A 24,148-nucleotide genomic window follows, 5' to 3' on the forward strand; every position below is an offset into this window, starting at 1 on the left:
GGGAATGTTATACAGTATCAGTACTTTATAACATTCCCTTGCCAGCGACCCTTCAATGACCCTCCCTACTCCCCCCTTGAATCAGCGCCTGCTGTCCATCGATGCCCTGCGGGGCCTGGTTATCCTCTTTATGCTGCTGGACCACGTGCGCGAGACATTCTTCCTGCACCGGCAAGTAGCCGACCCGATGAATATCGAGATCACCGACCCTGCACTGTTCTTCAGCCGTACCCTGGCCCATCTGTGTGCGCCGGTGTTTGTCTTGCTGACCGGTCTGTCGGCGTATCTGTATGGCGAAAAGTATCAGGGCAAACGCGATGTTTCGGCGTTCCTGTTCAAGCGCGGGCTGTTTCTGGTGCTGCTGGAGTTCACTCTGGTCAACTTCGCCTGGACTTTCCAGTTGCCGCCGTCGGTGATCTACATGCAGGTCATCTGGGCCATTGGCGTCAGCATGATCGCCCTTGCCGCCCTGGTGTGGCTGCCACGCCCGGTCTTGCTGATACTTGGCCTGGGAATCATCGCCGGGCACAATCTGCTGGATAACCTGCATTTTGCGGCGGGCTCGATGATGCATGTGCCCTGGGCGATTTTGCATGATCGCGGCTGGATTGAAGTGGGCGACAGCTTGCGCATGCGCACGTCTTATCCGGTGTTGCCGTGGATCGGCGTGATTGCTCTGGGTTATTGCCTGGGCCCCTGGTTCACCCGCTCCACCCCGCCAGCCCTGCGCCAGCGCTATCTGTTGCTGGCGGGCAGTGGCGCCCTGCTCGGCTTTATGCTGCTGCGTTTGTTCAATGGCTATGGCGAAGCCCCCTGGGCAAGCCATGACTCCGCCATGCACAGCGTGATGAGTTTTTTCAATATCACTAAATACCCGCCTTCGCTGTTGTTTCTCGCCTTGACCCTGGGTGTGGGCCTGTTGCTGTTGCTGACGTTTGAGCGGGCGCAACAGCGCAAGTGGATCAGCACCCTGGCCGTGTTTGGCGCAGCCCCGATGTTTTTCTATCTGTTGCATCTGTATGCACTCAAAGTGCTGTACCTGGCCAGTGTTGCCCTGTTTGGCTTGAATCAGGGCAACTATTTCGGTTTCGACAGTATCGGGGCGGTGTGGTTAACGGCCGTGCTGCTGGCCATTTCGTTGTATTTGCCGGTGCGCTGGTTCGCCAACTTGAAAGCCCGCCGGCGGGATATCACCTGGCTCAAGTATTTCTGATTCTGACGGCGCCCCCCTTTGCCCAACAGGATCGATTATCATCTCGCCGCCGGTCCCCCCTAGCGGGGGGTTAAAAGGGAATCCGCAGTGCTTTTTCAGCACCCAACGGAACTGCCCCCGCAACTGTAGATGACGAGCCTGCTCCAAGATTGCCACTGGGATACCCCCCGGGAAGGCTGGAGCAAGCGATGACCCATCAGTCAGGAGACCTGCCGGCAAAGTCCACACACTAACCGGCGGGGTGTCCGGGGAGGCATCCTGCTTTGTACTGTTGCTGCAGCAGTACCCGATGATGCATTCCCGTCCGTGCACCTATGCCCCGTGTACGATCAAATGGAGATTGCATCATGCTGTTGCACCGCGTTGTTACGCTCATGGTCACGCTGGCCTTGCCGGCCCTGGCTCATGCGACCCCCACGCAATACCCCCTGACCCTGCAGAACTGCGCCACCCCGCTGACGTTTGAGCATGCCCCCAAAAGCGCGGTAACCATTGGCCAGGCCGGCACCGAAATGCTCTATGCCCTGGGCCTTGGTGACAGGCTGGTGGGTACTTCTTTGTGGTTCAACGATGTCCCCGTGCAATACCAGGCACAGAACGACAAGGTTGAGCGCCTGGCCGACAATGACCCGAGCTTTGAAGCCGTCATTGGGAAACGCCCGGAGCTGGTGGTCGTGCAGCTGGAGTGGATGGTGGGGCCGCAGGGTGTGGTGGGCACCCGCGAGCAGTTTCACGAACTGAAGATACCGACTTACCTGATGCCTTCTGACTGCGAGGGCAAAGACAACCTGGTTGGCGCCGACGGCACGCGCATGCAGCCATTCAGTATCGACACTGTCTACAAGAGCATCAGCCAGCTGGCAGAGATCTTCGATGTGCAGGCGCGCGGTGAACAACTGAACAACCAGCTCAAGGCGAGCCTGGAAAAATCCATTGCCTCGCTCAAGGGCAAGGACCTGAGCGCCACCAGTGCGCTGTTCTGGTTCTCCAGTGCGGACATGGATATCGACCCATATGTTGCCGGGCGCAAGGGTATCCCCGACTTTATGCTCAACACCCTGGGCGTGCGCAATGTGGTGGAGTCCGATGAAGAATGGCCAACTGTCGGCTGGGAAACCCTGGCCAAGGCCAACCCGACATTTTTGGTCATCGCGCGCATGGATCGCCGACGCTTCCCGGCGGATGACGTCGAGAAAAAACTTGAATTCCTGCGTACCGACCCGGTAACCCGCAATATGGATGCCGTGAAAAACAACCGCATCATTGTCCTCGATGCCCACGGGATGCAGGCCAGCCTGCGCCTGTTCGACGGCATCGAAACACTCGCAACTGCGATCAGCCGCCACGACCTGCCTAAATGACTGCACGGTTGATCACTGCCTTCGCCGCCTGTACAGCACTGCTGCTGGCTGTACTCGCCGGGGTCGCTATCGGTGAAACTCCGATCGCACCCGATGTGGTGCTGCAGGTACTGGCCAACAAACTGTGGGGCGCCGGGCATGCACTGGACCCGATCGACGAAGGCATTGTCTGGAACTATCGCCTGACCCGAGCTCTGGTGGCCGCGGCCTGCGGTGCGGGGCTGGCCATCTGCGGCGTGGTATTGCAGTCCTTGCTGCGCAACCCGCTGGCCGACCCCTACCTGCTGGGCATTTCTGCCGGGGCGTCCACAGGTGCCGTTGTGGTCGCGGTGCTTGGCCTGGGCGCCGGGGCCATTTCACTGTCGGCCGGGGCCTTTGCCGGGGCGATTTGCGCCTTTGCCCTGGTTATTCTGCTGGCACGGGCCAGCGGGCCCTCCGGTGTAAGTGCCCAGATCATCCTGGCAGGCATTGCCGGTTCTCAGTTGTTCAACGCAATCACTGCCTTCCTGATCACCAAATCGGCCAGTTCCGAGCAGGCTCGCGGGATCATGTTCTGGTTGCTGGGCAACCTCAGTGGCGTGCGCTGGCCTTCGGTATGGCTGGCAGTGCCTGTTGCGGTGCTGGGGCTGGCGGTGTGCCTGTGGCATCGACGGGCGCTGGATGCGTTCACCTTTGGTGCTGACTCTGCGGCCTCATTGGGTATCCCGGTGCGCCGGGTGCAGCTATTGCTGATCAGTTGTACGGCGCTGGTGACGGCGGTGATGGTGTCGATTGTAGGCTCCATCGGTTTTGTCGGGCTGGTCATTCCCCACGCCGTGCGCTTGCTGGCCGGTACCGGGCATGGCCGCCTGCTGCCCGTCAGCGCCCTGGGCGGGGCCTTGTTCCTGATTGCCGCCGATGTGCTGTCACGCACCTTGATAAAAGGCCAGGTGATTCCCGTCGGCGTGGTCACTGCCCTGGTGGGCGCGCCCGTATTTGCGCTGATCCTGATCGGCCGGAGACATGCACGATGACGGTACTGAGTTGTAGCAACCTGAGTTACCGCGTGGGTGATACCCAGCTGTTGCAGGGCATCACCCTCAGTGTGCAGCGCGGCGAAACCCTGGGGATAGTCGGGCCCAACGGCTCCGGCAAGTCCACATTGCTCAAGCTGCTGGCCAACCTGCGGGTGCCCGGCCAGGGCCAGATTTTACTGCACGGGCAAGCGCTGCGCAAAATGAGCCAGCGCAACATTGCGCAAACCCTGGCGGTGGTCGAGCAGCATGCCGACACCCACGACAGCATTGGCGTTTTTGATGCCGTCGCGCTGGGCCGTACACCCTGGCTGTCGGCGCTAAGCCCGTGGTCAGCCGGGGACACGGCCATTGTCGAGCAGGCACTGGCCGATGTGGATGCTACGCATCTGCGCAACCGTACCTGGCGCGGGCTCTCGGGTGGTGAGCGACAACGCGTGCATATCGCCCGGGCCCTGGCCCAGCGCCCGCAAATCCTGTTGCTGGATGAGCCCGCCAATCATCTGGATATCCAGCATCAGCTGGCCATATTAAAAACCATACATGCCCTGCCCGTGACCACCCTGATCGCCATGCACGACCTCAATCAGGCCCTGAGCTGTGATCGCCTGGCGATTCTTGAACGTGGCCGCTTGATGGCGCTTGGTAAACCCCTTGAAGTCCTGACCACGCAACGGCTGCAGAGCACATTCGGGGTACAGGCGCATTACCTGACTGACCCTTTTGACGGCGCGCAGATCCTGCGTATGTGCGTTTGAATACTATTTAAGAGAGCCACCCATGCGTATTTCATCCCTTACCCTGCTGCTGACCACTGCCCTGCTCTGTACTTCGACACTGGCACAAACCCACGAAGTGAAAATGCTCACCCGCAGTGCCACGGCCGGTATGGTCTATGAACCGGATTACCTGCAGATCGCCCCCGGCGACACGGTCAGGTTCATCCCCACACAAAGCGGCCACAATGCGGCCACACTGCCCGGACTGCTGCCTGAAGGTGCGCAACCGTTCAAGGGCAAGATCAACCAGGAGGTAGAGCAAACCTTCAGCGTGCCCGGCCTCTACGGCATTCAATGCACCCCGCACCTGGCCATGGGCATGGTCATGCTGATTCAGGTGGGCGAACCTTCTGCCGAGCCCCCGGTGCTGCCCGCCACGTTACCCAAACGCGCACTGGACCGTTTGACTGCTGCACTGCAACAGCAGCAGGTGGCGAAATGAGTGCCGTGGGTACGCGCTCCGCGATCCTGATCGCCCTCGCCAGCCCCCTGGCCGTGGCGGAGTCGGCCCAGGAGCAAGCCAAGGGCTTTATTGAAGACAGCACCTGGAGTGTGGTCAACCGTACGGTCTACGACAGCCGTGAGTATCGCCACGGAGCCAGCAACAGCGGCGCACGCAATGCCTATAAATCGCGCTCCGATCGCAATGGCTATGCCGAAGAGTGGGCCTACGGCTTGATGGGCACCTTGCAATCAGGCTTTACCCAGGGCCTGATCGGTGTCGGGGTGGATGCCCACGCCTATATGGGCCTCAAGCTGGACAGTGGCGGCGGTCGCGCCGGCAAGGCCCGCCTGCTTGGGCTGGACAACGACGGCTACCCCAAGGACAACTACGGCCGAGGTGGCGCGGCGCTCAAGCTGCGTATGTCCAACACGGTGCTGTCCTGGGGTGAGCAGCGGGTCAAGACCCCGGTGTTCAGCTCATCCGACAGCCGCTTGCTGCCGGAAACGGCCACGGGGGTGTTCCTCACCAGCAACGAGTTCAATGCCCTTAAAATGGTCGGTGGGCATTTCACCGAAAGCACCGACCGCAATGCCAGCAGCCACAATCAGGGCTTTGTGGTCAATTATTCCAATGGCCCCAAAGGCAATGCATTCGACCTGGCCGGGCTGGTGTATACCCCGAGCAAAAACCTCAGCGCCAGCCTTTACACCTCGCGCTACGAAGACACCTGGAACCAGCATTACCTGGGCGCCGTCTTCAGCCACGCGCTGGATGAAAACCGCTCGCTGTCGCTGAACCTCAACCTGTACCGCACAACCGATGAAGGCAAGGCGCTGTCGGGCAATATCGATAACACCACCTGGAGTTTGCTGAGCACCTATGCCCAGGGCCCGCACAGTTTCAGCGTGGGCTATCAGAAAGTGCATGGCAACACGCCATTTGATTATGTGACACGGGGCGCGATTTTCCTGACCAATGCGGTCCAGCTATCTGACTTCAACGCACCTAACGAACAATCATGGCAAGCGCGTTACGACCTGGCGATGACACCCTGGGGTATGCCGGGGCTGGTGTTCAGCGCAGCGTATGTGCGAGGTAGCCAGATTGACGGCAGCCATGTGGATCCGCGGGGCGGCTATGCGTACCTGGGCTATGGCAAAGGCGGAAAGCACTGGGAACGGGATCTCGAAGCGCGCTATGTGGTGCAGAGCGGTGCAGCCAAGGGCACCATCATGTCATTGCGACATAATGTCCATCGCGGCAATACCGCACAGGCCGAACTGGATGCGGACCAGATACGCCTGGCGGTCGAATACCCGCTGACGGGCCGGTTTTAGGTAAACCAACCGTAGCAGCTGCCGAAGGAACGAGGCTGCTGCTACGGCGTTTAACTGCGAATCAGTGCATCGAACCATGATCGTGGTGCATCGGCATGCTATTGAGTGCACGCGCCTCGGCCTTCACCTCAATCTGTTCCTTGACCCCTTTGCTGTCTTCAACAATAAGGGTCAAAGGTACCTGGTCACCGGCTTTGACCTGATTGACCAGGTCAATCAGCATCACATGGTAGCCCTCAGGTTCGATGGCCACGCCCTTGCCCGCCGGTAGCGCTACCGATGTCACTGGCTGCATGCTCATCACGTCGTTTTGCATCTTCGATTCGTGGATCTGTACGGTCTTGGCTACCGGAGAACGGACTTCAACCAGCTTGCTGTCGGTGCTCGAAGTAATGTGCATAAAGGCACCGGTCGAAGGCTGACCGGCCACGGTGGCGCGCACCCAGGCATCATCAACAACGGTTTGCGCAGAAACGTGCAGGCTCATGCCCAGCAGTGACAACAGTAGATACTTAACAGGCTTCATAGGGTTGGCTCATTCCAAAGTGCACAGGATTAGCAGACTGACATCACGGTGAGCAGGTCTTCGGCACACTGCTTGGCTGACAGTGAAGGCGACAGGCCAAGACGCAACACACCACGGGAATCGAAAACGAAACTGGTTGCGGTGTGAGACAGGGTGTAAGAGTCACCGGTAGGGATCTTCTCGTAAAACACCTTGAATTCCTTGGCCGTAGCCGCGGTTTCTTCCAGGGTGCCGGACAAGGCAATAAAGCTCGGGTCAAAGGCTTTTACATAGGCATCAAGCATCGCCGGCTTGTCGCGCTCCGGGTCCAGGGTGATAAACACCACCTGCAAGCGGTCGCCGTCGGGGCCCATCATTTTCTTCGCCTGGGCGGCACGGGCCAGGGCGGTCGGGCACACGGCCGGGCACTGGGTAAAGCCGAAGAAAATCATCGGCATCATCCCGCGAAAACTACCCAGCATCATCTCGTTGCCTTGAGCATCCCTGAGCTTGAACTTGCGCCCGAGGATTTCATTGCTGAGGTCTTTGCCGTACTTGTATGACAAACCGCTGCCAGGGTCGCAACCTGCGATCAAGCCCAGGCTGAGCAAGCCAAGACCGGTGACTACGCGGCGGCGAGTCAGTAAATCATTCATGTCAGGTTCCTTTAAGCGGCCTTTTCCAACGGAAAAGGCCTTTAACCTGCGTATTATCAGGCAGGTGTGTACGCTGCCCGATGCCAGGAGTGACCGGCTTGGCGCGCACGATTGCTGTGGGGTAGACGTGTTGCATGGGCGCAGAATTTACCACTGTCGCTAGGCTGTCGCACGGCAGTCACGCCCCTCAATGGTGCACTACAGCGCCGGCAGCCTGTAAAACCGGGGGATGCAGCAATGCCTGCGACAAATCGACACAGGCATGATTTCTGGCGGATTCAGCGCTTTGCACTATGGGCAATCACCTGTCGCACCGTTATAAACAGCAACGCAGACAACACGGCATACAGGCCAAAGAGCCAGGCCGCAGCATTGGCGGCACCCTCCACGCCACCCGGAGCGGATAAACCGGCCATATTGGCAATCATCCCCGCCAGTGCCGCGCCAATCGCCGTGGCAATCAGTTGCACGGTGGTAATGGACGCACCGGCAATGTCCTTTTCGCTTTCAGGCACATTGGCCAGTACTCGGGTAAGCAGATGCGGCCACGCCAGCCCGATCCCTGTACCGACGCCGATCATTGCCAGGGAAACGCCGGTCAGGCTGATCAATGAACTGCCGCTTTGCGGCACACAGACAGCCGCCAGTGCCAGCCCAGACACCACAAATACGGGGCCGCAGCAGATTGCCCGGTTGGCAGATGCCAGCGCCATGCCGCTGCTGTAAAGCGCACCAAGGGTCCAGCCGCCCGCCATCAGTGCTGCAATATAGCCCGCCACCAGCGGGGTTTGCAGATGCAAAACCTGCAAGAAGTACGGTACAAACACTTCGCTGGTCATGCCAATGACCATCAGGCTCATCGACAGATAGATCGGCAATAGCGCACTGCCAGGGTTCAGGCTGTGCTTGGGCAACATGCGGTGCCTGTCGCTGCTTTCAACACGGTACACGGCATACAGCAGTACCAGCCCGATCACCAGCCCAAGCGCGTTATACAGCGGCGATGGCTTGATGCTGCCCAGGGCAATCGCCATCACCACGCCAGTCAACAGCAACAGTTGCAGCCAGGGCAAGACCAGACGAGGTGATGCCTCGGCGCTTTTTCCGGGCAGCATGGCCCAGGCCAGCAGCATAAACAGCAGGGTCACCGGGATCAGTGCCCAGAATGCTGCACGCCAGGCATCGTACTGCGCAAACACCCCGCCAACGGCCGGGCCAATCAAGGTCGCGGCGCCCCACATTCCTGAAATCAGGGCCATTGCCCTTGGCCACAGGGTTTGGTTGAACACCAGTCGGATCATTGAATATGGCAGGGCAAACAACAGTCCGCCGCCAAGGCCTTGAATGGTGCGCCCCAACACCAGCACGGCCATGTCAGGGGCGCTGCTGCACACCCCGCAACCCAGCGCAAAGACCAGCCCGGCGAGGCTATACGCGAGCCTGGGGCCAAGGGCCGACAGGCATTTGGCCGACACTACCGAGCCAATGATCGAGGCCACCACAAACAGTGTGGTGTTCCAGGCGTAATAATCCAGCCCGCCGATATCCTTGACCACCGAGGGCAAGATGGTTGTCACCAGATACACGTTGATGGCATGCAACGCCACTCCGCCTGCCAGTGCCACCGATCGCAGCCCGTTGCGGCCCCATAGCAATGCCGACCATCCCGATGCCGTTGTCATTTCCCTTCCTTGAGTTCCATTTCGATGCAATCAGCCTATTATAAAAGCAAATGCTTTGGTAATTATTTATCCTCCAGGCGGTATGATCCCCCCATAAACCTCATTACCCTGATGGCTTTGTTCTATGCTCGCGACTGACTCCCCTGATGCTGCACGCAACAACGGTGCCACTGCCGAGCGGATCCTGTTTCTGCTGAAAACCCGCGGGCCGCTGAAAACCGCGGATCTTGGGGCAATGCTCGATATCACCCCGGAAGCTGCGCGCCAGCAGGTCCAGAAGCTGGTAGACGGCGCCATGATCGTTGGCTGCCTGATGCCGCCGGTTGGGGCCGGGCGCCCTTCGCAAAAATGGGTGTTGACCGATGCCGCTCAAGCCAGATTCCCCAATACCCATGCGCAGCTCACGGCGCAGTTGATTGATTCAATCAAGCTGATCTACGGCAATGAAGGGATCGACAAAGTGGTCGAGAGCATGGAACTGGCCAATACCCGCGAATACGTTGCAGCCTGTGAGCAAGGGCGAAACCTGCAAGAGAAAGTTCAGGTGCTGGTGGCCATACGCGACAGCGCCGGGTATATGGCGAGCATGGAAGCTGAAGGCGAGAACTGGCTGATCATCGAAAATCACTGCCCGATCTGTGTTGCAGCGCAGCAATGCCAGGGCTTTTGCCGGGCAGAGTTGCAAGTGTTCCAGGCGGCCATCGGGGACTCGGGGCAGGTTGAGCGAACAGAACACATGATCACAGGCAGTCGCCGTTGCGTGTATCGGGTAACCCCTGCTTGACGCGCATTTTTTTCACATAGGCTTCACCTCTCCGCCACTTCCTCCCGATTAACGTGCTGGCCATAACTTACGTCGATAACAGGCGCGCAGATGGAAAGCATGGCTGGCGTTGTACCTTGCAATACCCGCACTCGAGGTGTTGAGCGCTGGGCAATACCCGGTTTGATCCTGGCTTTTGTCGTATTTTATCTTTTGCCGCTGATGAGCCACGGCTTATGGATACCTGACGAAACCCGCTATGCCCAGATCAGCCAGGAAATGCTCCATAGCGGCAACTGGGTAGCCCCACACTTTATGGGCTTGCGCTATTTCGAGAAGCCGGTTGCCGGTTACTGGATGATCGCCATCGGGCAAGCTGTATTCGGTGACAACCTGTTTGGTGTGCGGATCGCCTCGGCACTGAGTACCGGGCTGAGTGTCTGGCTGGCATGGCTGATTGCCGGGCGCCTGTGGCATGACCCGCGCAAGCGTTTTGCCAGCGCACTGCTGTATATGAGTTTTGGACTGGTGGCCGGGCAAGCCGGCTATGCCAACCTCGACCCGCAGTTCACCTTCTGGGTCAACCTCAGTCTGGTAGCACTCTGGTATGCCTTTGACAGCACCACCCGCCGCGCGCGCATCGGTGCCTGGGCCGTGCTGGGCGTGGCCTGCGGCATGGGCTTTATGACCAAGGGGTTTCTGGCCTGGTTACTGCCCGTGTTGATCGCCGCTCCCTATGCCTTGTGGCAGCGGCGCGTCAAGGAAGTGCTGAGCCATGGCCCGTTGGCGATCCTTGTCGCAGTGGCTGTCTGCCTGCCGTGGGCGCTGGCGATCCACCATCAGGAACCGGACTTCTGGCAGTTTTTTTTCTGGAACGAACACGTACGCCGTTTCAGCGCGGCCGATGCACAACATACCCAACCCTGGTGGTTCTACCTGCCGATCCTGTTGGCCGCCAGCCTGCCCTGGGCGGCCTTGCTGCCGAAAACCCTGATGGATGCCTGGAAACACAAGCGCCAACCTGCGATCGGCTTTCTGCTGTTGTGGATGCTGCTGCCACTGGCCATCTTCAGCATGAGCAAGGGCAAGCTGCCCACCTACATCATGCCGTGCCTGCTGCCTTTGTCGCTGCTGATGGGCCGAGCCGTGGTTTCATGGATTGAACAGGCAAAGGGCCGCACCCTGCGTATCAACGGCCTGTTGAATGTGCTATTGGCGGTTGCCGGCCTGGTTGGACTGGCTTACCTGCAATTCAGTCGCCCGGTGTATGAGAACACCGAGGTGTTCAGCCTGTCTCTGGCCTATATCGTGTTGCTGGGCTGGCTGCTTAGCAACGCCCTGCAAGCCCTACGCCCGCTGCTGCTGCTGTGGGCAGCACCTGCGATGGGCATGGGTGTGCTGGTGGCGCTGTTGCCCGCTGCGATGCCGGGAGTGATCATCAACAGCAAAATGCCCGATCAGTTTATTGCCGAGCATGTACAGGAACTGAGTCAGGCCCGCACGCTGCTCAGCAATGACCTGGGCGCGGCATCGGCCCTGTCCTGGCGCCTGGGTCGGCCTGATATCACGCTCTATAACAGCACCGGAGAGCTTAAATATGGTTTGGGTTATGCCGATTCAGCCGGGCGTCAGGTTGATATGGATAGCATCGATCGCTGGATGAAGGAGGCACGTTTACGCGGCTCGGTCGGCGTGGTCATGCGCGCTCATTCGGCACTGGAAACCCACGAAGTCGAGCTGCTGCCGCTGGGTGGCAAGCGCTACGAACGCGGTGATCTCGCGATTTTCATCTTTCCCAAGGTTCAGCCTGAATGACTCTGATCAAACGCTGGAACAGCGAGCAAAAAGGCTTGCTGGTGTTGTTGGCCGTATCTGCCCTGCTCTTGTTGCTGGGCCTGGGTTCACGGGAGCTCTGGGGCCCGGAAACCCGCTGGGCCAATATCGCCCTGCAGATGCTGCAGAGCGGTGATTACCTGGATCCTTATCTGAAAGGCTCGCCCTACTACGACAAGCCCCTGCCCTCGTACTGGCTGATCACGGCAACCGCAAGCTTGATGGGTGGCCTGGGCAACTGGTCCTTGCGCCTGTCATCCGTTATTGCCGCCTGGCTAAGCGTGTGGCTGGTGTACCTGCTCGGCGAGCAGTTGTTTCGCAGGGCACCGGGCTGATCGCTGGCTGGATGCTGGCCACGACCTTCTACTTTGTATTCTGGGCGCGGGTGGCCACGGCGGACATCCTTACGGTGTTCGGCTTGCTGGCGGCAGTCTGGTGGTACTGGCGCGGCCCCGATGACACCCGTCTGAGCCGGTACTGTGTGTTTTTCCTGTTGCTGTCCCTGACCTCGCTGCTCAAGGGGCTGATCGGTTTTATCCTGCCAGGGCTGGTGCTGTTGCCTCATCTGCTAAGTGAACAACGCTGGAAGCGTCATCTGAACCTGCGTTTGCTCCTCGCCCTGGTGGTTGCCGGGGCCGTATATATGCTGCCCTTCGTGCTGTCCCACCTGTATGGCGCGCCCACCTATGGCGAAAGCGGGCTGGAACTGGTGCTACGTGAAAACGTGGTGCGGTTCTTCAACCCCTTTGACCATATGGGGCCGATCTACACCTACCTGATCTACTTGCCGGCCTACACCCTGCCCTGGGCACCATTCTGGATGATCGGGCTGTGGGTGGCCGTACGTCAATGGCGGCATATCGAGCCCAATACGCGGTGGCTGGTGTGGGGGCTGGGTTTGCTGTTTGTATTTTTCACCGCCAGCGGCAGCCGGCGCAGTTATTACGTGTTGCCGCTGGTGCCGTTGGCCCAGCTGCTGGCGGCCTGGTGGGTGACCCAGCGCATGGCGCAAGGCAAAACCAACCCGCGCCGCTGGAACATCGGTTTCGGCATGAGTGCGACGTTACTGCTGTTGGTGCTGGGGGTGTTCTATCCGTGGTCCAACGGCGGCGGCGGGGTTATCCAGTTTGGCCAGGATGTGAAAGCGCGGGCCAGCCAGCAGGCGCCCTGGGATCAGTGGCGCATGGTGATGATTGATGTCGACAACAAACTGCCCATGTATGTGCAGAATGAAGGCGAGCCGTTCTTCTATATCGACCAGAGCCAGGATTACCCTCGCGATGGCGACAGTGCCGGGTTAATGGCCTGGCTGGACAAAACCAGCGGCCAGCATTTCAACCCGCAACGTACGCTGATTTTTGCCCAGTACCGCAGTGGCGATCCCCTGCCCCTTGGCTACTTGAGCATGGATCACCAGACCCTCACCAGCCAGCCGGACAATGGCGACCGGTTGTTGCACAAACGCGAAGGTGGCAGCGTGGTGTATATCCCGCAATTACCCTGACCATACCCTGTGGGAGCGGGCTTGCTCGCGATAGAAGCGACGCGGTGTACCTGTCACGGCGCGTCGATGCAATCGCGAGCAAGCTCGCTCCCACCGGTACTCAGAGAATTCGGTAGAGCAGGCGTTCGATCCGTACCCGGCTTACGCGACGCAGGAACTTGGCCACCGCTGGCGGATAATCAGCCAGGGTTTCCAGGTCCTTGAAGTTGTCGATACGTTGCGTATGGGCAAAGATAGCCTCCAGCTCCTTGCTGCGCGGCTCCAGCAACTCACGGCGTGGGTCGTCGATCAACAGGCCGTTTTCCAGATCCAGGCGGAATGCCCGTGGATTGAGGTTATTGCCGGTCAGCAAGGTGTAGCGGTCATCCACCCACATGCCTTTAAGGTGGTAGGTGTTGTCACCTTCGCGCCACAGATGCAGGTTCAACAGACCGTTGTCGATCATGCGCTGATGGCTCTTGGCGAAGCGGCGCAGGCTCAGCTCATACAGATACGGCAGCGCTGCGATAACCCGAAACGGTTCGCTCGGCGGGATATAGAAGTCGTTGGCGGTCTTGTCGCCCACCACGATATCAATCCGCACTCCACGTTCCAGAGCCCGGTTGATTTCACGAGTCACCGGCAATGGCAGGTTGAAGTACGGGGTGCAGATGGTCAGCTGTTGCTGGCTGCTGGCGATCAGTTCACAAATAACCCGGCTCAGCTGATTGTTTTTACCCACCCCCAGTAGCGGGCTGACCGACAGGCCAAAGTGGCCGACAGTCCCGGCGCTGGTATCGTAGCTGGCTTTTTTCAGGTGGCTGCGAAAGTCCCCGATAGCGCTGCGCAGGCTGCGAGTGGTAGGCAATGTGGGCAGGTCGAGGCGATGCACGGCCTTGCTCTCGATCAGATCATGCTGGACAAAGTGCTGCATGCTGTCAGCCAGCGGCTTGTTGTGCAGCAGGTGGTAACGGTCGAATCGATACTTGTCGAGCTTGTGCAGGTACACGTTGTTCAGGCTTGCACCGCTATAGATCACGCAGTCATCCACGATAAAGCCCTTGAGATGCAGCACCCCGAACAGTTCGCGGGTCTGCACCGGCACGCCATAAATCGGCACTTGGGTGTCGTGGGCTGCGGTTTGTGCCTGATACCAGGCCGCGTTGCCGGGCTGTTTGCCTGCACCGATCAACCCGCGCTGGGCGCGCAGCCAGTCAACCACCACGGCAATTTCCAGCTCGGGGCGCGCGGCCTTGGCGGCGTGCAGGGCATCGAGGATCTCCTGCCCGGCTTCGTCCTGTTGCAGGTACAAGGCCACCAGCGTGATGCGATGGCGTGCACCTGCAATCTGCTCCAGCAGGCAGCGGCGAAAATCCGCAGGGCTGGGCAAGATGCTCAGCGCATCGGCGGACAACGGAAAGCTGCGCAGTTTAGGCAGCAAGGAGCGTTTGAAGAGCGACGGCATAGGGCTCGCTAAGGGTCGAATGCGAAGAGCCGCAAAGCTTACACGATTCTGTGATGTGTAGCCTCAATGCGGGAGCTGGCTTGCCTGCGATGCAAACGACGCGGTCGATCTGGCAAACCACAGCGATGCTTTCGCGAGCAAGCCCGCTCCCACAGGGGGGGATTTAACCCCGGGCCAGGATCAGCAACCGCGCAATATCCCGCGCCCGGTCGGTGAGCAATGGTGCTGCCCGGGCGCAGGCGTCCTGCAGGGTCATCGGGCCGCTGGCAATTGCAAATGCCGCGTTGATGCCGTGCTCATACAGCGCCTGATACCCCTCGCCCAACGTGCCGGCCAATACCACCACCGGGACCCCTTCAGCGCGGGCGATGCTCGCCACGCCAAAGGGGGTTTTGCCGCGCAGGGTCTGGGCATCGAAACGGCCTTCACCGGTGATCACCAGGTCTGCGCCCTTCACCGCTTCTGCCAACCCTACAAGCTCGGCCACTACTTCAACCCCGGCGCGAAACTGCGCGCCGAAGAACGCCTTGGCAGCAAACCCCAGCCCGCCGGCAGCGCCCGAGCCCGGCTCGTGTCGCACATCCTTGGGCAGCACGTTTGCACAGTGATCGGCAAAGTGCCCCAGCGCCTGATCCAGCAAGCGCACCTGTTCGGCGGATGCGCCTTTTTGCGGGCCGAAGATTGCCGAAGCACCGTGCTCGCCACACAGCGGGTTGTTGACGTCGGCGGCAATTTCAAAGCGTACTTCGGCCAGGCGCGGGTCCAGGCCTGACAGTTCGATACGCGCCACATGGGCCAGCGCCAGGCCGCCACGCGGCAGGTGATTGCCCTGGGCATCGAACAAGCCCAGACCCAGGGCCTGCAACGCGCCTGCCCCGGCGTCGTTGGTTGCACTGCCGCCGATAGCCAGGATCACCCTGCGGGCACCGGCGTCCAGGGCAGCCTTGATCAGTTCGCCAGTACCGAAGGTGCTGGTGATGCAGGCATTGCGCTGCTCCGGCTTGAGCAGTTGCAAGCCGCTGGCTTCGGCCATTTCGATGATGGCTGTGTGGCTGTCCCGCAACCAGCCCCAATGGGCCTCGACCGGCGCGCCCAGAGGGCCTTGCACATGATTGCGGCGCAACTGGCCATTACCGGCGGCGACAATCGCTTCGACCGTGCCTTCACCACCATCGGCCATCGGGCATTTGACCAACTGCGCGTGGGGCATGGCATCAGCCAGACCGGCAGCGATCGCATCGGCGACTTTTTCGGCACTCAGACTGTCTTTGAACGAGTCGGGGGCAATCACGATTTTCATGGGGCGCATCTCCAGTTCTTATGCCATCCATGCTGCCAGTAACCGGGCATAAACACGCCAGTCGGGCGCACAAGCAATCACGGGCTTTGTTGTTCATTTGGACAATGCTCAGCTCTGGGGCAGTAACTGCACCCCCAGATAAAGGGCCAGCATGCCATTGAGGCTCAAGGGGTCGACGCCGCTCAATTCCGCGATGCGCTCCATCCGATAACGCAGGCTGTTGCGATGAATCCCCAGCGCATCGGCGCAGGCCTGGCTCTGGCCGTCGTGCTCGCACCAACTGCGCAGTGTGGTAATCAATTGGCCATTGGCGTCCTTGGCCACTACTTTGTGCAGCGGGCCGAGCAGTTCTTCCAATGCATCATCATTGCGATGGCGCCACAGCATTACCGGCAAGCGATAGCGATCAAGGGTTAACAACCGGGTGTGCGGCAGCACATCACGGCCATAGGCCAGCAAATCCCCCACCCGGCGGTAACAGCGGCGCAACCCCTTGAGCGCATCGGCCTGCCCGCCCGCAGCAATGCGCAATACCTGCCAGCCCTGGCCGTCGAGCCTCTCCAGCAAACGCAGATCATCCAGTGCAGCGGTTGCAGGGCGGCACCACAGCAGGGACCCGGTTGCCGGGCACACACACCAGCTGTCCGGGTAGCGTGATTGCAACCAGGCACTCAAAGCCTCGGCACTTTGTCCCTTGCCCAGCTCGAACAGATAGGGGATGCGAGACAGCTGCGGCTTGAGCCCCAGCTGCTGGGCCTCATCAATCAGGCGCGGGGAGTCACCGCCCTCGCTGAGCAGCAAAGCCACCAAGTCATCACAACGCTGGCGTCGCCATTGTTGCTCGGCCTGCTGAAAGCGCTGGCCCACCAGCATTTCGGCGGTCATGCGCACCAGTTCGGCATAGGTGCGCAGCAGCTCGGGCTCGCCAGTCAGGCCCAGCACCCCGATCAGTCGCTGGTCGAGCAGCAGTGGCAAGTTGATACCCGGCTGCACGCCCTTAAGGCATTTGGCCGTTTGTGCGTCGATTTCCACCACCCGTCCATTGGCCAGCACCAATTGCGCCCCTTCGTGCCGGGTATTGATACGCTCGGGCTCGCCACTGCCCAGGATCAGGCCCTGGCTGTCCATAACGTTTACGTTGTAAGGCAAAATGGCCATCGCACGGTCAACGATGTCCTGCGCCAAATCGTGGTCCAGTTCAAACATGGGGTGACTATCCTTGGGTACATTTGTTCACGGGCACAGAGCGCTTGGCGAAATGCTGTGCGACAGCACAAAGACAGCAGCGTTGTGGTGACCGAGACTCAAGCTGCGGTCAACGTTACCCCTGGATCGTGAAAAAACATAATAAAGAGAGACATAAGATGTCACAGAGCGCCACCGCATCGCTGATCAGCGATGACGATAAAAACGCCATCTACAAACGCATCACCCTGCGCTTGATTCCGTTTATTTTTATCTGCTATCTGTTCAATTACCTCGACCGGGTAAACGTTGGCTTTGCCAAATTACAGATGCTTGACGCCCTCAAGTTTAGCGAAACGTTCTGCGGCCTGGGTGCCGGGATCTTCTTTATCGGCTACGTCTTGTGTGGCGTACCGAGCAATCTGGCCCTGACCCGATTCGGCCCCAGGCGCTGGATTGCGGTGATGATGATCAGTTGGGGCACACTGTCGACCTGCCTGATGTTTGTCACCACGCCTACTGGCTTCTATACCCTGCGCCTGCTGACCGGCGCGGCTGAAGCGGGCTTTTTCCCGGGCGTGGTGCTGTATCTGTCGCAGTGGTTCCCGACGTTTCGTCGTGGCCGGATCATGGCGCTGTTCATGTGTGCCATTCCTGTTTCGGGCTTGATCGGTGGGCCGTTTTCCGGCTGGATCCTCAGCCACTTCGCTGCAGGCCAGGGCGGCCTTGCCGGCTGGCAGTGGATGTTCCTGCTGCAAGGCGTGCCTACGGTGTTGCTGGGCGGCCTGGCGATCTACCTGCTCAGTGACAGTTTTGCCAACGCCAAATGGCTGGGTGCCCACGAGCGGGCGGTACTGGAAGCCGACCATCGCCTGGACGCGGACAGCAAGCCGGCCTCTTCCACCGATTCGCTGCTGGCAGTGTTCAAAAACCCGGCCATCTGGGCCTTTGGCCTGATTTACTTCTGCATCCAGAGTGGCGTGTACGCGATCAACTTCTGGCTGCCGTCGATCATCAAGAACCTGGGTTTCAGCGACACCCTGGTGATTGGCTGGATCAGCGCCATTCCCTACCTGCTGGCAGCGGTATTTATGCTGCTGGTCGGGCGTTCTGCCGACTTGCACAAGGAACGCCGCTGGCACCTGGTGGTGCCGATGCTGATGGGTGCACTGGGGCTGGTGATTGCGGTGAATTTCGCCACCCAGCCGGCCATAGCGATTCTGGGCCTGACCATTGCCACCATGGGCGCACTGACCGGTTTGCCGATGTTCTGGCCGGTACCGACGGCGATGCTCAGCGCAGGGGCGGCCGCAGGCGGCCTGGCACTGATCAACTCAATGGGGCAAATGGCCGGTTTCCTCAGCCCGTATCTGGTGGGTTTTGTCAAAGACGCCACCGGTTCCACTGACGTGGCGCTGTACTTGCTGGCAGCGGTCATTGTGGGTGGCAGCCTGCTGGCCCTGCGCATGACCCGTGGAATCAAAAACGCATAATCAAGCACAACCTGTGGGAGCCGGGTTTGCCTGAGATGCAGACGCCGCGGTCTGACAGACAGACCGCGGCGTCTGCATCGCAGGCAAACCAGCTCCCACTGATTATCTGGCGCCCACAATCAATCAAGCATTTGCCCTGCAGCGCGCAGAGCCTCAAGCTACGCACTTCTAATAATCAAAATGCGTGTTTCAACGAGGCTGTTGTGTCCAAAGGTATTGTTCTGTCTGTTCTGGCATCGAGCCTGTTCGGTGTCATGTATTACTTCACATCCCTGCTCTGGCCCTTGAGCGGCGCCGAGATCTTCGGCTGGCGGATGCTCCTGACCCTGCCCTGCATGACCCTGTTCATGTGTTTTTCCGGCGATTGGCGGTTAGTGCCGGTGATTTTCTCGCGGCTGCGCCAACAACCGAAATTCCTTGCCGTGCTGTTGGCGTCCAGTGCCCTGGTGGGCGTGCAACTCTGGCTGTTTCTGTGGGCACCGCTCAACGGCCACAGCCTGGACGTTTCGCTGGGTTACTTCCTGTTGCCGCTGACCATGCTGCTCACCGGGCGCCTGGTGTATGGCGAGCAGTTGTCCCATCTGCAAAAAATCGCGGCTGCGCTGGCAACCCTGGGGGTTGCCAACGAGGTGTATCGAGTGGGTGGGTTCTCCTGGACCACATTGGTGGTGGCCATCGGGTACCCCTTGTACTTCGTGCTGCGCAAGCGCTCAGGCACCGACAACCTCGGCGGCCTGTGGGTCGACATGTTGCTGTTGATGCCGGTGGCCTGGTGGTTTGTGCAAAGCGGCGAACAAGGCTTTGATGTGGCCAGCCATCGCCCGGCACTGTACGCGCTGATTCCGGTTCTGGGAGGCATCAGTGCCCTGGCCCTGATCAGCTATATCCTCGCCAGCCGCATGCTCGCATTCAGCCTGTTTGGCCTGCTCAGTTATGTCGAACCGGTATTGCTGGTGCTGGTGGCGTTACTGCTGGGTGAAAGCATCAGCGCCGGGCAATGGCTGACCTACCTGCCGATCTGGCTGGCCGTGCTGGTGTTGATTTTTGAAGGCTTCAAGCATCTGGTACGCCAGCGCCGTTCTGTGTAAACAGTGGGAGCGAGCCTGCTCGCGAAGGCATCACTGCGATTTCCTGCAATGCTCGCGTTGCCTGCTTCGCGAGCAGGCTCGCTCCCACAATCTGCCCTTTTGCACCGTAACAGCCCACCGTTAATCAGTTTTTTTCAAAACACGAACGCACGTTTTAAACGACTTTGGCCCAGTAATTGCTTGCGATTTTCAAAGTTAAACATCACCAACAAGAATTACTCCCAAGTAACTGGTTTAAAAGGCGTTTGCCAATGACCGCCAACAGCCTCAAGCTATGCGCCCACTCACACGAGTAACGTTGTAGATCCATTGAGGTTGTTGTGTCTAAAGGCATTGTTCTATCGATTTTGGCTTCCTGTCTGTTTGGCGTTCTGTACTGGTTCACTTCCCTTCTCTGGCCCCTCGATGGCCAGGAAATCTTCGGCTGGCGAATACTGATCTCGCTGCCCTTCATGACCCTGTTTATCTGCCTCTCTGGCGACTGGAAATGGGTTCCTATAATTTTCAAACGCTTACGCGATAAACCTCTACTGATTCCTTGCGTGCTGCTTACCAGTTTCCTGGTCGGTCTACAGCTGTGGATGTTTATGTGGGGGCCGCTCAATGGACACGGTCTGGATGTGTCGCTGGGTTACTTCCTGTTGCCCCTGACAATGATCCTCACCGGCCGCATTGTGTACGGCGAGCACCTGTCGCACCTGCAGAAAATCGCCACGGCCCTGGCCGTGGTCGGTGTGGCCAATGAGCTGTATCGCACCGGCGGCTTCTCCTGGACGACCCTGGTGGTGGCCATCGGCTACCCGATGTACTTCGTGCTGCGCAAGAAGATCGGCATCGACAACCTGGGTGGCCTCTGGCTGGACATGTTGCTGATGGTTCCGGCGTCCCTGTGGTTTGTGCTGGCAGGGCCGCATATCGACCTTGGCGAGCAACGCCAGGCACTGTATGCGCTGGTGCCGCTGATGGGCATTATCAGTGCTGCGGCAGGCTTCTCGTACATCCTGGCCAGCCGACTGCTGCCCTTCAGCTTGTTTGGCTTGCTCAGCTATGTCGAGCCGGTGCTGCTGGTCGCTGTCGCCCTGTTGCTGGGCGACAGCCTGGAAGAGGGCCAATGGCTGACCTATGGCCCTATCTGGCTCGCGGTGGTCGTGCTGATTATTGAAGGCTTGAAGCATGTGAGTCGCCAGCGACGTTCCATCTAGGTCGCAGTCTCCTTCTTCAGGCCGGCAACCAGAGCTTGAAGCGGGCGCCGCCCAGAGGCGATTGTTCGACATTCAGCGTCCCGCCCTGCGCTTGCAGGGCGCGACGACTGATCGCCAGGCCCAGGCCGAAGCCCCCGGTTGCCCGGTCGCGACTGCGATCCAGGCGGTAGAACGGCTCAAAAATTCGCTCGCGTTCCTGTTCGGGAATGCCGATGCCATCGTCATCTACCCACATCTCACAGCCTTGCGCAGTGACGCTTACACCCACCTGAATTCGTCGGTCGCAATAACGCATGGCATTGCGCAACAGGTTTTGCAGCGCCCGGGCAGTCAGGTGCGGATCAAGGGCAAAACGCTCTTGAGCACCGTGTAACAACACATCCAGCACGATTTCGGGCGCTTCGAGCTCCTCATCGAAACTGCCGAGGATGCTGTCGATAAACTCGTCCAGCGAGACCTCTACCCTTTCCGGCATCAAAGCCGGGTTTTGCAGGCGGCTGAATGACAGCAGCTCAAGCACCAGCCCATCCAGTTCGCGAATATGCCCCACCAGCACTTGCAGGCGCTCACGGCTAGCCCGGGGCAAGTCGTCGCACAAAACCAGGGCCAGGCCGAAGTCCAGGCGCGTCAATGGCGTACGCAACTCGTGGGATACCGCATTGAGCAGGTCCCGCTGCTGGTTGAGCAGGTGCTCGACATCCTGCGCCATGGCGTCGAACACCGTGGCCAGGCCGTGAATATTGGAACGTTGGGAGATCTGCGTACGCTCGCTGAGTTGCCCCTGACCGATACGTGCCGCGGTCAGTTTGAGTCGCTCCAGGTCGCGCCAGTGCGGTCGCAGCCAAAGCAGCAAGCCACCGAGCATGGCGGCACCGATCAGTACGTTGATGCTCCAATACAGCACATTCATGTCAAAGGGGTCTGGCGGCATGACCCATTCGATTGCAACCTGATCGTCCAGCGGTGAAACCACCAGCGTACGCCAGCCCCACTCGCCAATGCGCAAGACGCCCTGCCCCTGCTTCAACTGCTGTTGCTCGTCGGCAGTGAACTTGGCATCGCTAATGGGCAGCAGATTGACCCGTATCGGCTGGAACTGCGTGTCGATTTCTCGGGCGAGTTCAGGCCATTGCTCAGGGGGCAGATGATGGAACTGTTTGACCAGCAAGGCCTGCATGCCCCGCGACATGTCGATGTTGTAGTTCATGAAGCGCTCATGAAACAGCGACACGATCACCCCGGGGATCAGGTAACTGGCCGTGGCAAACGTCACGATGGTCACCAGATACAGGCGTATCAGAATCTTGAGCATGGATTCAGCATTCCCATTCCGAGCGACTGAACAGGTAGCCCTTGCCCCATACGGTCTTGATCTTGCGCGCTTCGCCGGCGCAGTCATCGAACTTGCGCCGCAGCTTGGAAATGGCCACATCGACCGAGCGATCAGTACCGTTGAACTCAATGCCACGCAGACGCTGCAGAATCTGGTCACGGCTCAGCACTTCGCCGGCATGCCGGGCCAGCACCACCAGCAGGTTGTACTCGCCGCTGGACAACTCGATCATCTGCCCGCGCCAACTGACGGTGCGTTCCGACAGGTCGATGCACAGGTTGCCGATAACGATACGGTCACTGGCTACTTGCGGCTCGGCCAGGCTGCTGCGACGCAAAAGAGTGCGTACCCGGGCCAACAACACCCGTGGCTCGCAAGGTTTTGTCACATAATCGTCGGCCCCCATCTCTAGCCCCAGCACCTGATCATGGCTATCGTCGCGGGCTGTCAACATCAGGATCGGCAGGCTTGCTGACTCGGTACGGAGCAAACGGCAGACTTGCAGGCCATCAAGGCCTGGCAACATCAGGTCAAGAATGACCAGGTCAGGCGGGTTGCTTCTCGCCCTGTCACAGACTTGATCACCTCGGGCAATCACGCTGACTTGATAGCCATTGCGCTCCAGATAGCTGGCAATCAGCTCCGAAAGTGCGGCATCGTCTTCGACCAGCAAAATAGTGGGCATAATAACTGCTTACAACCGGGGGAAACCCGAAGGATATACAACCTGGCAGGGATAGCCGCATAACCTTCACACTTTTTCACACTCCCTCTACATAGCTTCACAACGCCCCTTGCGTGCTGCGCTTAGCATGCCAAACAGAAACATCCCGCATATTTCAGAAGGCACGATCGTTGAAAAAGCTCTTCGCCCCTCTATTTCTCACGGCCCTGGCCCTGGCCATCAGTGCCTGTGACAAAAGTCCGGTCGCTGAAACCCGACCTCCTTTGGCCAAAGTGCGCAGCGAAGTCATCGCTACGGCGCCGCTGTCGGTCAATAACGAATTGAGCGGGCGCGTGGTCGCCCCGCGCGTGGCGCAAGTCAGTGCCCGTGTTGCAGGCGTGGTGCTCAAGCGCGTGTACATCGAAGGCAGTGAAGTCAAACAGGGCGACGTGCTGTTTTTGATCGACCCTGCACCGTTTCAGGCCGATCTGGACAGCGCTCAGGCAGCATTGCGCAAATCCGAGGCAGTGGCCCTGCAGGCAAAACTGCAGGACCAGCGTTATGCCGAGCTGATCGGCATCAATGCCATCAGCCGCCAGGATCATGACAACGCACGGGCAGCGGCCCAGCAGGCCAACGCCGATGTGGCTGCCAACAAGGCCGCCGTCCAGCGGGCAAAACTGAACCTGGGCTATGCCACCGTGACCGCGCCGATTTCCGGGCGCATTGGCCGGGCGCTGGTTACCGAAGGTGCACTGGTTGGCCAGGGCGAGGTCACGCCAATGGCGCGCATCCAGCAACTGAACCCGATCCATGTCGACCTCACCCAGTCCACCCGCGACCTGGACAACCTGCGTGAAGCTTTCCGCGCTGGCGAATTGCAACAAGTTGGCAAGCAACAGGCCAGGGCCACCCTGATTCGTGACAATGGCAGTCTCTACCCGTTGCCGGGCAAGCTGCTGTTCACCGACGTCACCGTGGACCCGAGCACCGGGCAGATCATTCTGCGCAGCGAGTTCCCCAACCCGGACTACGACCTGTTGCCCGGCAGCTTTGTGCGGGTACGCCTGGAACAGGCCGTCAACAAGGAAGGCATCAGCGTGCCGCAACGGGCAATCCTGCGCGACAGCGCCGGCATCGCCCAGGTGCTGCTGATCGATGCCGACAACCGCGTGCAGCTGCAACCGGTACAACTGGGCGGCGCGCAGAATGATCGCTGGGCGGTCACGTCCGGGCTTAAGGCCGGTGACCGGATTGTCACTGAAGGCCTGCAACACGCCCGCCCGGGCGAACAAGTACAAATAGATGACCCGACACTTCCTCTCGCACACTCCACGGATCGGTGAGC

The 24,148-nt window shown here is 59.6% G+C and carries 20 protein-coding genes, 1 pseudogene and 1 riboswitch; of the genes and pseudogenes, 13 read left to right on the forward strand and 8 right to left on the reverse strand.

All coding sequences use genetic code 11. The annotated features are described in order from the left end of the window. Positions 1-55: 55 nt before the first annotated feature. The 6 genes from GHO03_RS10185 to GHO03_RS10210 all read left to right on the forward strand — a co-directional run bounded on the left by GHO03_RS10185 (position 56) and on the right by GHO03_RS10210 (position 6,148). Entirely contained in the window at positions 56-1,213 is a 1,158-nt protein-coding gene (locus tag GHO03_RS10185; protein ID WP_095019936.1) for a DUF1624 domain-containing protein, read from the forward strand. Between the two features lie 33 nt (positions 1,214-1,246). After that, positions 1,247-1,445: riboswitch (cobalamin riboswitch) on the forward strand. Between the two features lie 115 nt (positions 1,446-1,560). After that, positions 1,561-2,574, forward strand: coding sequence for an ABC transporter substrate-binding protein (locus GHO03_RS10190; protein ID WP_095024681.1), 1,014 nt, complete (start codon positions 1,561-1,563; stop codon positions 2,572-2,574). Next, positions 2,571-3,587, forward strand: a complete 1,017-nt coding sequence (locus tag GHO03_RS10195) for an iron ABC transporter permease (protein ID WP_153381019.1) — start codon at positions 2,571-2,573, stop codon at positions 3,585-3,587. Before GHO03_RS10190 ends, GHO03_RS10195 begins: the two co-directional genes overlap by 4 nt. Then, on the forward strand, positions 3,584-4,345 hold the full coding sequence (locus tag GHO03_RS10200) for an ABC transporter ATP-binding protein (RefSeq protein WP_153381021.1): 762 nt from the start codon (positions 3,584-3,586) through the stop codon (positions 4,343-4,345). Before GHO03_RS10195 ends, GHO03_RS10200 begins: the two co-directional genes overlap by 4 nt. Before the next feature lie 22 nt (positions 4,346-4,367). Beyond that, positions 4,368-4,808 carry a pseudoazurin gene (locus GHO03_RS10205; RefSeq protein WP_153399755.1) on the forward strand — a complete coding sequence of 147 codons (441 nt, stop codon included), beginning with the start codon at positions 4,368-4,370 and terminating at the stop codon, positions 4,806-4,808. After that, positions 4,805-6,148: an OprD family porin gene (locus GHO03_RS10210; RefSeq protein WP_095000248.1), complete on the forward strand. Its 1,344-nt coding sequence runs from the start codon at positions 4,805-4,807 to the stop codon at positions 6,146-6,148. Before GHO03_RS10205 ends, GHO03_RS10210 begins: the two co-directional genes overlap by 4 nt. 61 nt (positions 6,149-6,209) lie before the next feature. Here GHO03_RS10210 and GHO03_RS10215 read toward each other — a convergent pair whose 3' ends face one another. From GHO03_RS10215 to GHO03_RS10225, 3 genes are all read right to left on the reverse strand, one after another. Continuing rightward, positions 6,210-6,674, reverse strand: a complete 465-nt coding sequence (locus tag GHO03_RS10215) for a copper chaperone PCu(A)C (protein WP_095026266.1) — start codon at positions 6,672-6,674, stop codon at positions 6,210-6,212. 29 nt (positions 6,675-6,703) lie between these two features. Further along, positions 6,704-7,309 carry an SCO family protein gene (locus tag GHO03_RS10220; RefSeq protein WP_016780913.1) on the reverse strand — a complete coding sequence of 202 codons (606 nt, stop codon included), beginning with the start codon at positions 7,307-7,309 and terminating at the stop codon, positions 6,704-6,706. Positions 7,310-7,587: 278 nt separating this feature from the next. Further along, positions 7,588-8,991 (reverse strand): MFS transporter, encoded by a 1,404-nt coding sequence (locus tag GHO03_RS10225; RefSeq protein WP_153399757.1) that lies wholly within the window; start codon positions 8,989-8,991, stop codon positions 7,588-7,590. 124 nt (positions 8,992-9,115) lie between these two features. Between GHO03_RS10225 and GHO03_RS10230 the strand changes: the two genes are divergently transcribed. From GHO03_RS10230 to GHO03_RS10240, 3 genes and pseudogenes are all read left to right on the forward strand, one after another. Then, positions 9,116-9,775: a metalloregulator ArsR/SmtB family transcription factor gene (locus tag GHO03_RS10230; RefSeq protein WP_095000252.1), complete on the forward strand. Its 660-nt coding sequence runs from the start codon at positions 9,116-9,118 to the stop codon at positions 9,773-9,775. A gap of 90 nt (positions 9,776-9,865) precedes the next feature. Continuing rightward, positions 9,866-11,569 (forward strand): lipid IV(A) 4-amino-4-deoxy-L-arabinosyltransferase, encoded by a 1,704-nt coding sequence (gene arnT, locus GHO03_RS10235; protein WP_153399759.1) that lies wholly within the window; start codon positions 9,866-9,868, stop codon positions 11,567-11,569. Then, a pseudogene (locus GHO03_RS10240) lies at positions 11,566-13,091 on the forward strand (ArnT family glycosyltransferase). The gene arnT and the pseudogene GHO03_RS10240 overlap by 4 nt, the downstream one beginning before the upstream one ends. Before the next feature lie 100 nt (positions 13,092-13,191). On the opposite strand, the gene pssA reads toward GHO03_RS10240, so the two are convergent. The 3 genes from pssA to GHO03_RS10255 all read right to left on the reverse strand — a co-directional run bounded on the left by pssA (position 13,192) and on the right by GHO03_RS10255 (position 17,041). After that, a complete protein-coding gene (gene pssA / locus GHO03_RS10245) occupies positions 13,192-14,535 on the reverse strand; it encodes a CDP-diacylglycerol--serine O-phosphatidyltransferase (protein WP_153399761.1) in 1,344 nt (447 codons plus the stop codon). Positions 14,536-14,698: 163 nt separating this feature from the next. Further along, the gene (locus GHO03_RS10250) at positions 14,699-15,835 is read right to left on the reverse strand and encodes a glycerate kinase (protein WP_153381154.1); all 1,137 of its coding nucleotides are present in this window, start codon (positions 15,833-15,835) and stop codon (positions 14,699-14,701) included. Between the two features lie 108 nt (positions 15,836-15,943). Next, on the reverse strand, positions 15,944-17,041 hold the full coding sequence (locus GHO03_RS10255) for a sugar diacid recognition domain-containing protein (protein ID WP_095000255.1): 1,098 nt from the start codon (positions 17,039-17,041) through the stop codon (positions 15,944-15,946). A 158-nt stretch (positions 17,042-17,199) separates the two neighbouring features. Between GHO03_RS10255 and GHO03_RS10260 the strand changes: the two genes are divergently transcribed. The 3 genes from GHO03_RS10260 (at position 17,200) to rarD (GHO03_RS10270) (ending at position 20,803) form a co-directional block, all read left to right on the forward strand. Continuing rightward, the gene (locus tag GHO03_RS10260; RefSeq protein WP_153399763.1) at positions 17,200-18,513 is read left to right on the forward strand and encodes an MFS transporter; all 1,314 of its coding nucleotides are present in this window, start codon (positions 17,200-17,202) and stop codon (positions 18,511-18,513) included. A 203-nt stretch (positions 18,514-18,716) separates the two neighbouring features. After that, positions 18,717-19,601 carry an EamA family transporter RarD gene (gene rarD / locus GHO03_RS10265; RefSeq protein ID WP_095000257.1) on the forward strand — a complete coding sequence of 295 codons (885 nt, stop codon included), beginning with the start codon at positions 18,717-18,719 and terminating at the stop codon, positions 19,599-19,601. Positions 19,602-19,921: 320 nt separating this feature from the next. Beyond that, entirely contained in the window at positions 19,922-20,803 is an 882-nt protein-coding gene (rarD, locus tag GHO03_RS10270) for an EamA family transporter RarD (RefSeq protein ID WP_095019186.1), read from the forward strand. A 16-nt stretch (positions 20,804-20,819) separates the two neighbouring features. Here rarD (GHO03_RS10270) and GHO03_RS10275 read toward each other — a convergent pair whose 3' ends face one another. Then, entirely contained in the window at positions 20,820-22,115 is a 1,296-nt protein-coding gene (locus GHO03_RS10275; protein WP_095019187.1) for an ATP-binding protein, read from the reverse strand. Positions 22,116-22,119: 4 nt separating this feature from the next. Further along, on the reverse strand, positions 22,120-22,821 hold the full coding sequence (locus GHO03_RS10280; protein ID WP_095000260.1) for a response regulator transcription factor: 702 nt from the start codon (positions 22,819-22,821) through the stop codon (positions 22,120-22,122). A 170-nt stretch (positions 22,822-22,991) separates the two neighbouring features. Between GHO03_RS10280 and GHO03_RS10285 the strand changes: the two genes are divergently transcribed. Then, positions 22,992-24,146 carry an efflux RND transporter periplasmic adaptor subunit gene (locus GHO03_RS10285; protein ID WP_095000261.1) on the forward strand — a complete coding sequence of 385 codons (1,155 nt, stop codon included), beginning with the start codon at positions 22,992-22,994 and terminating at the stop codon, positions 24,144-24,146. The last annotated feature ends 2 nt before the right edge of the window (positions 24,147-24,148 follow it).

The sequence above is a fragment of the Pseudomonas sp. FSL R10-1339 genome (genome assembly GCF_009600545.1).
Classification (GTDB): Bacteria; Pseudomonadota; Gammaproteobacteria; order Pseudomonadales; family Pseudomonadaceae; genus Aquipseudomonas; species Aquipseudomonas bubulae.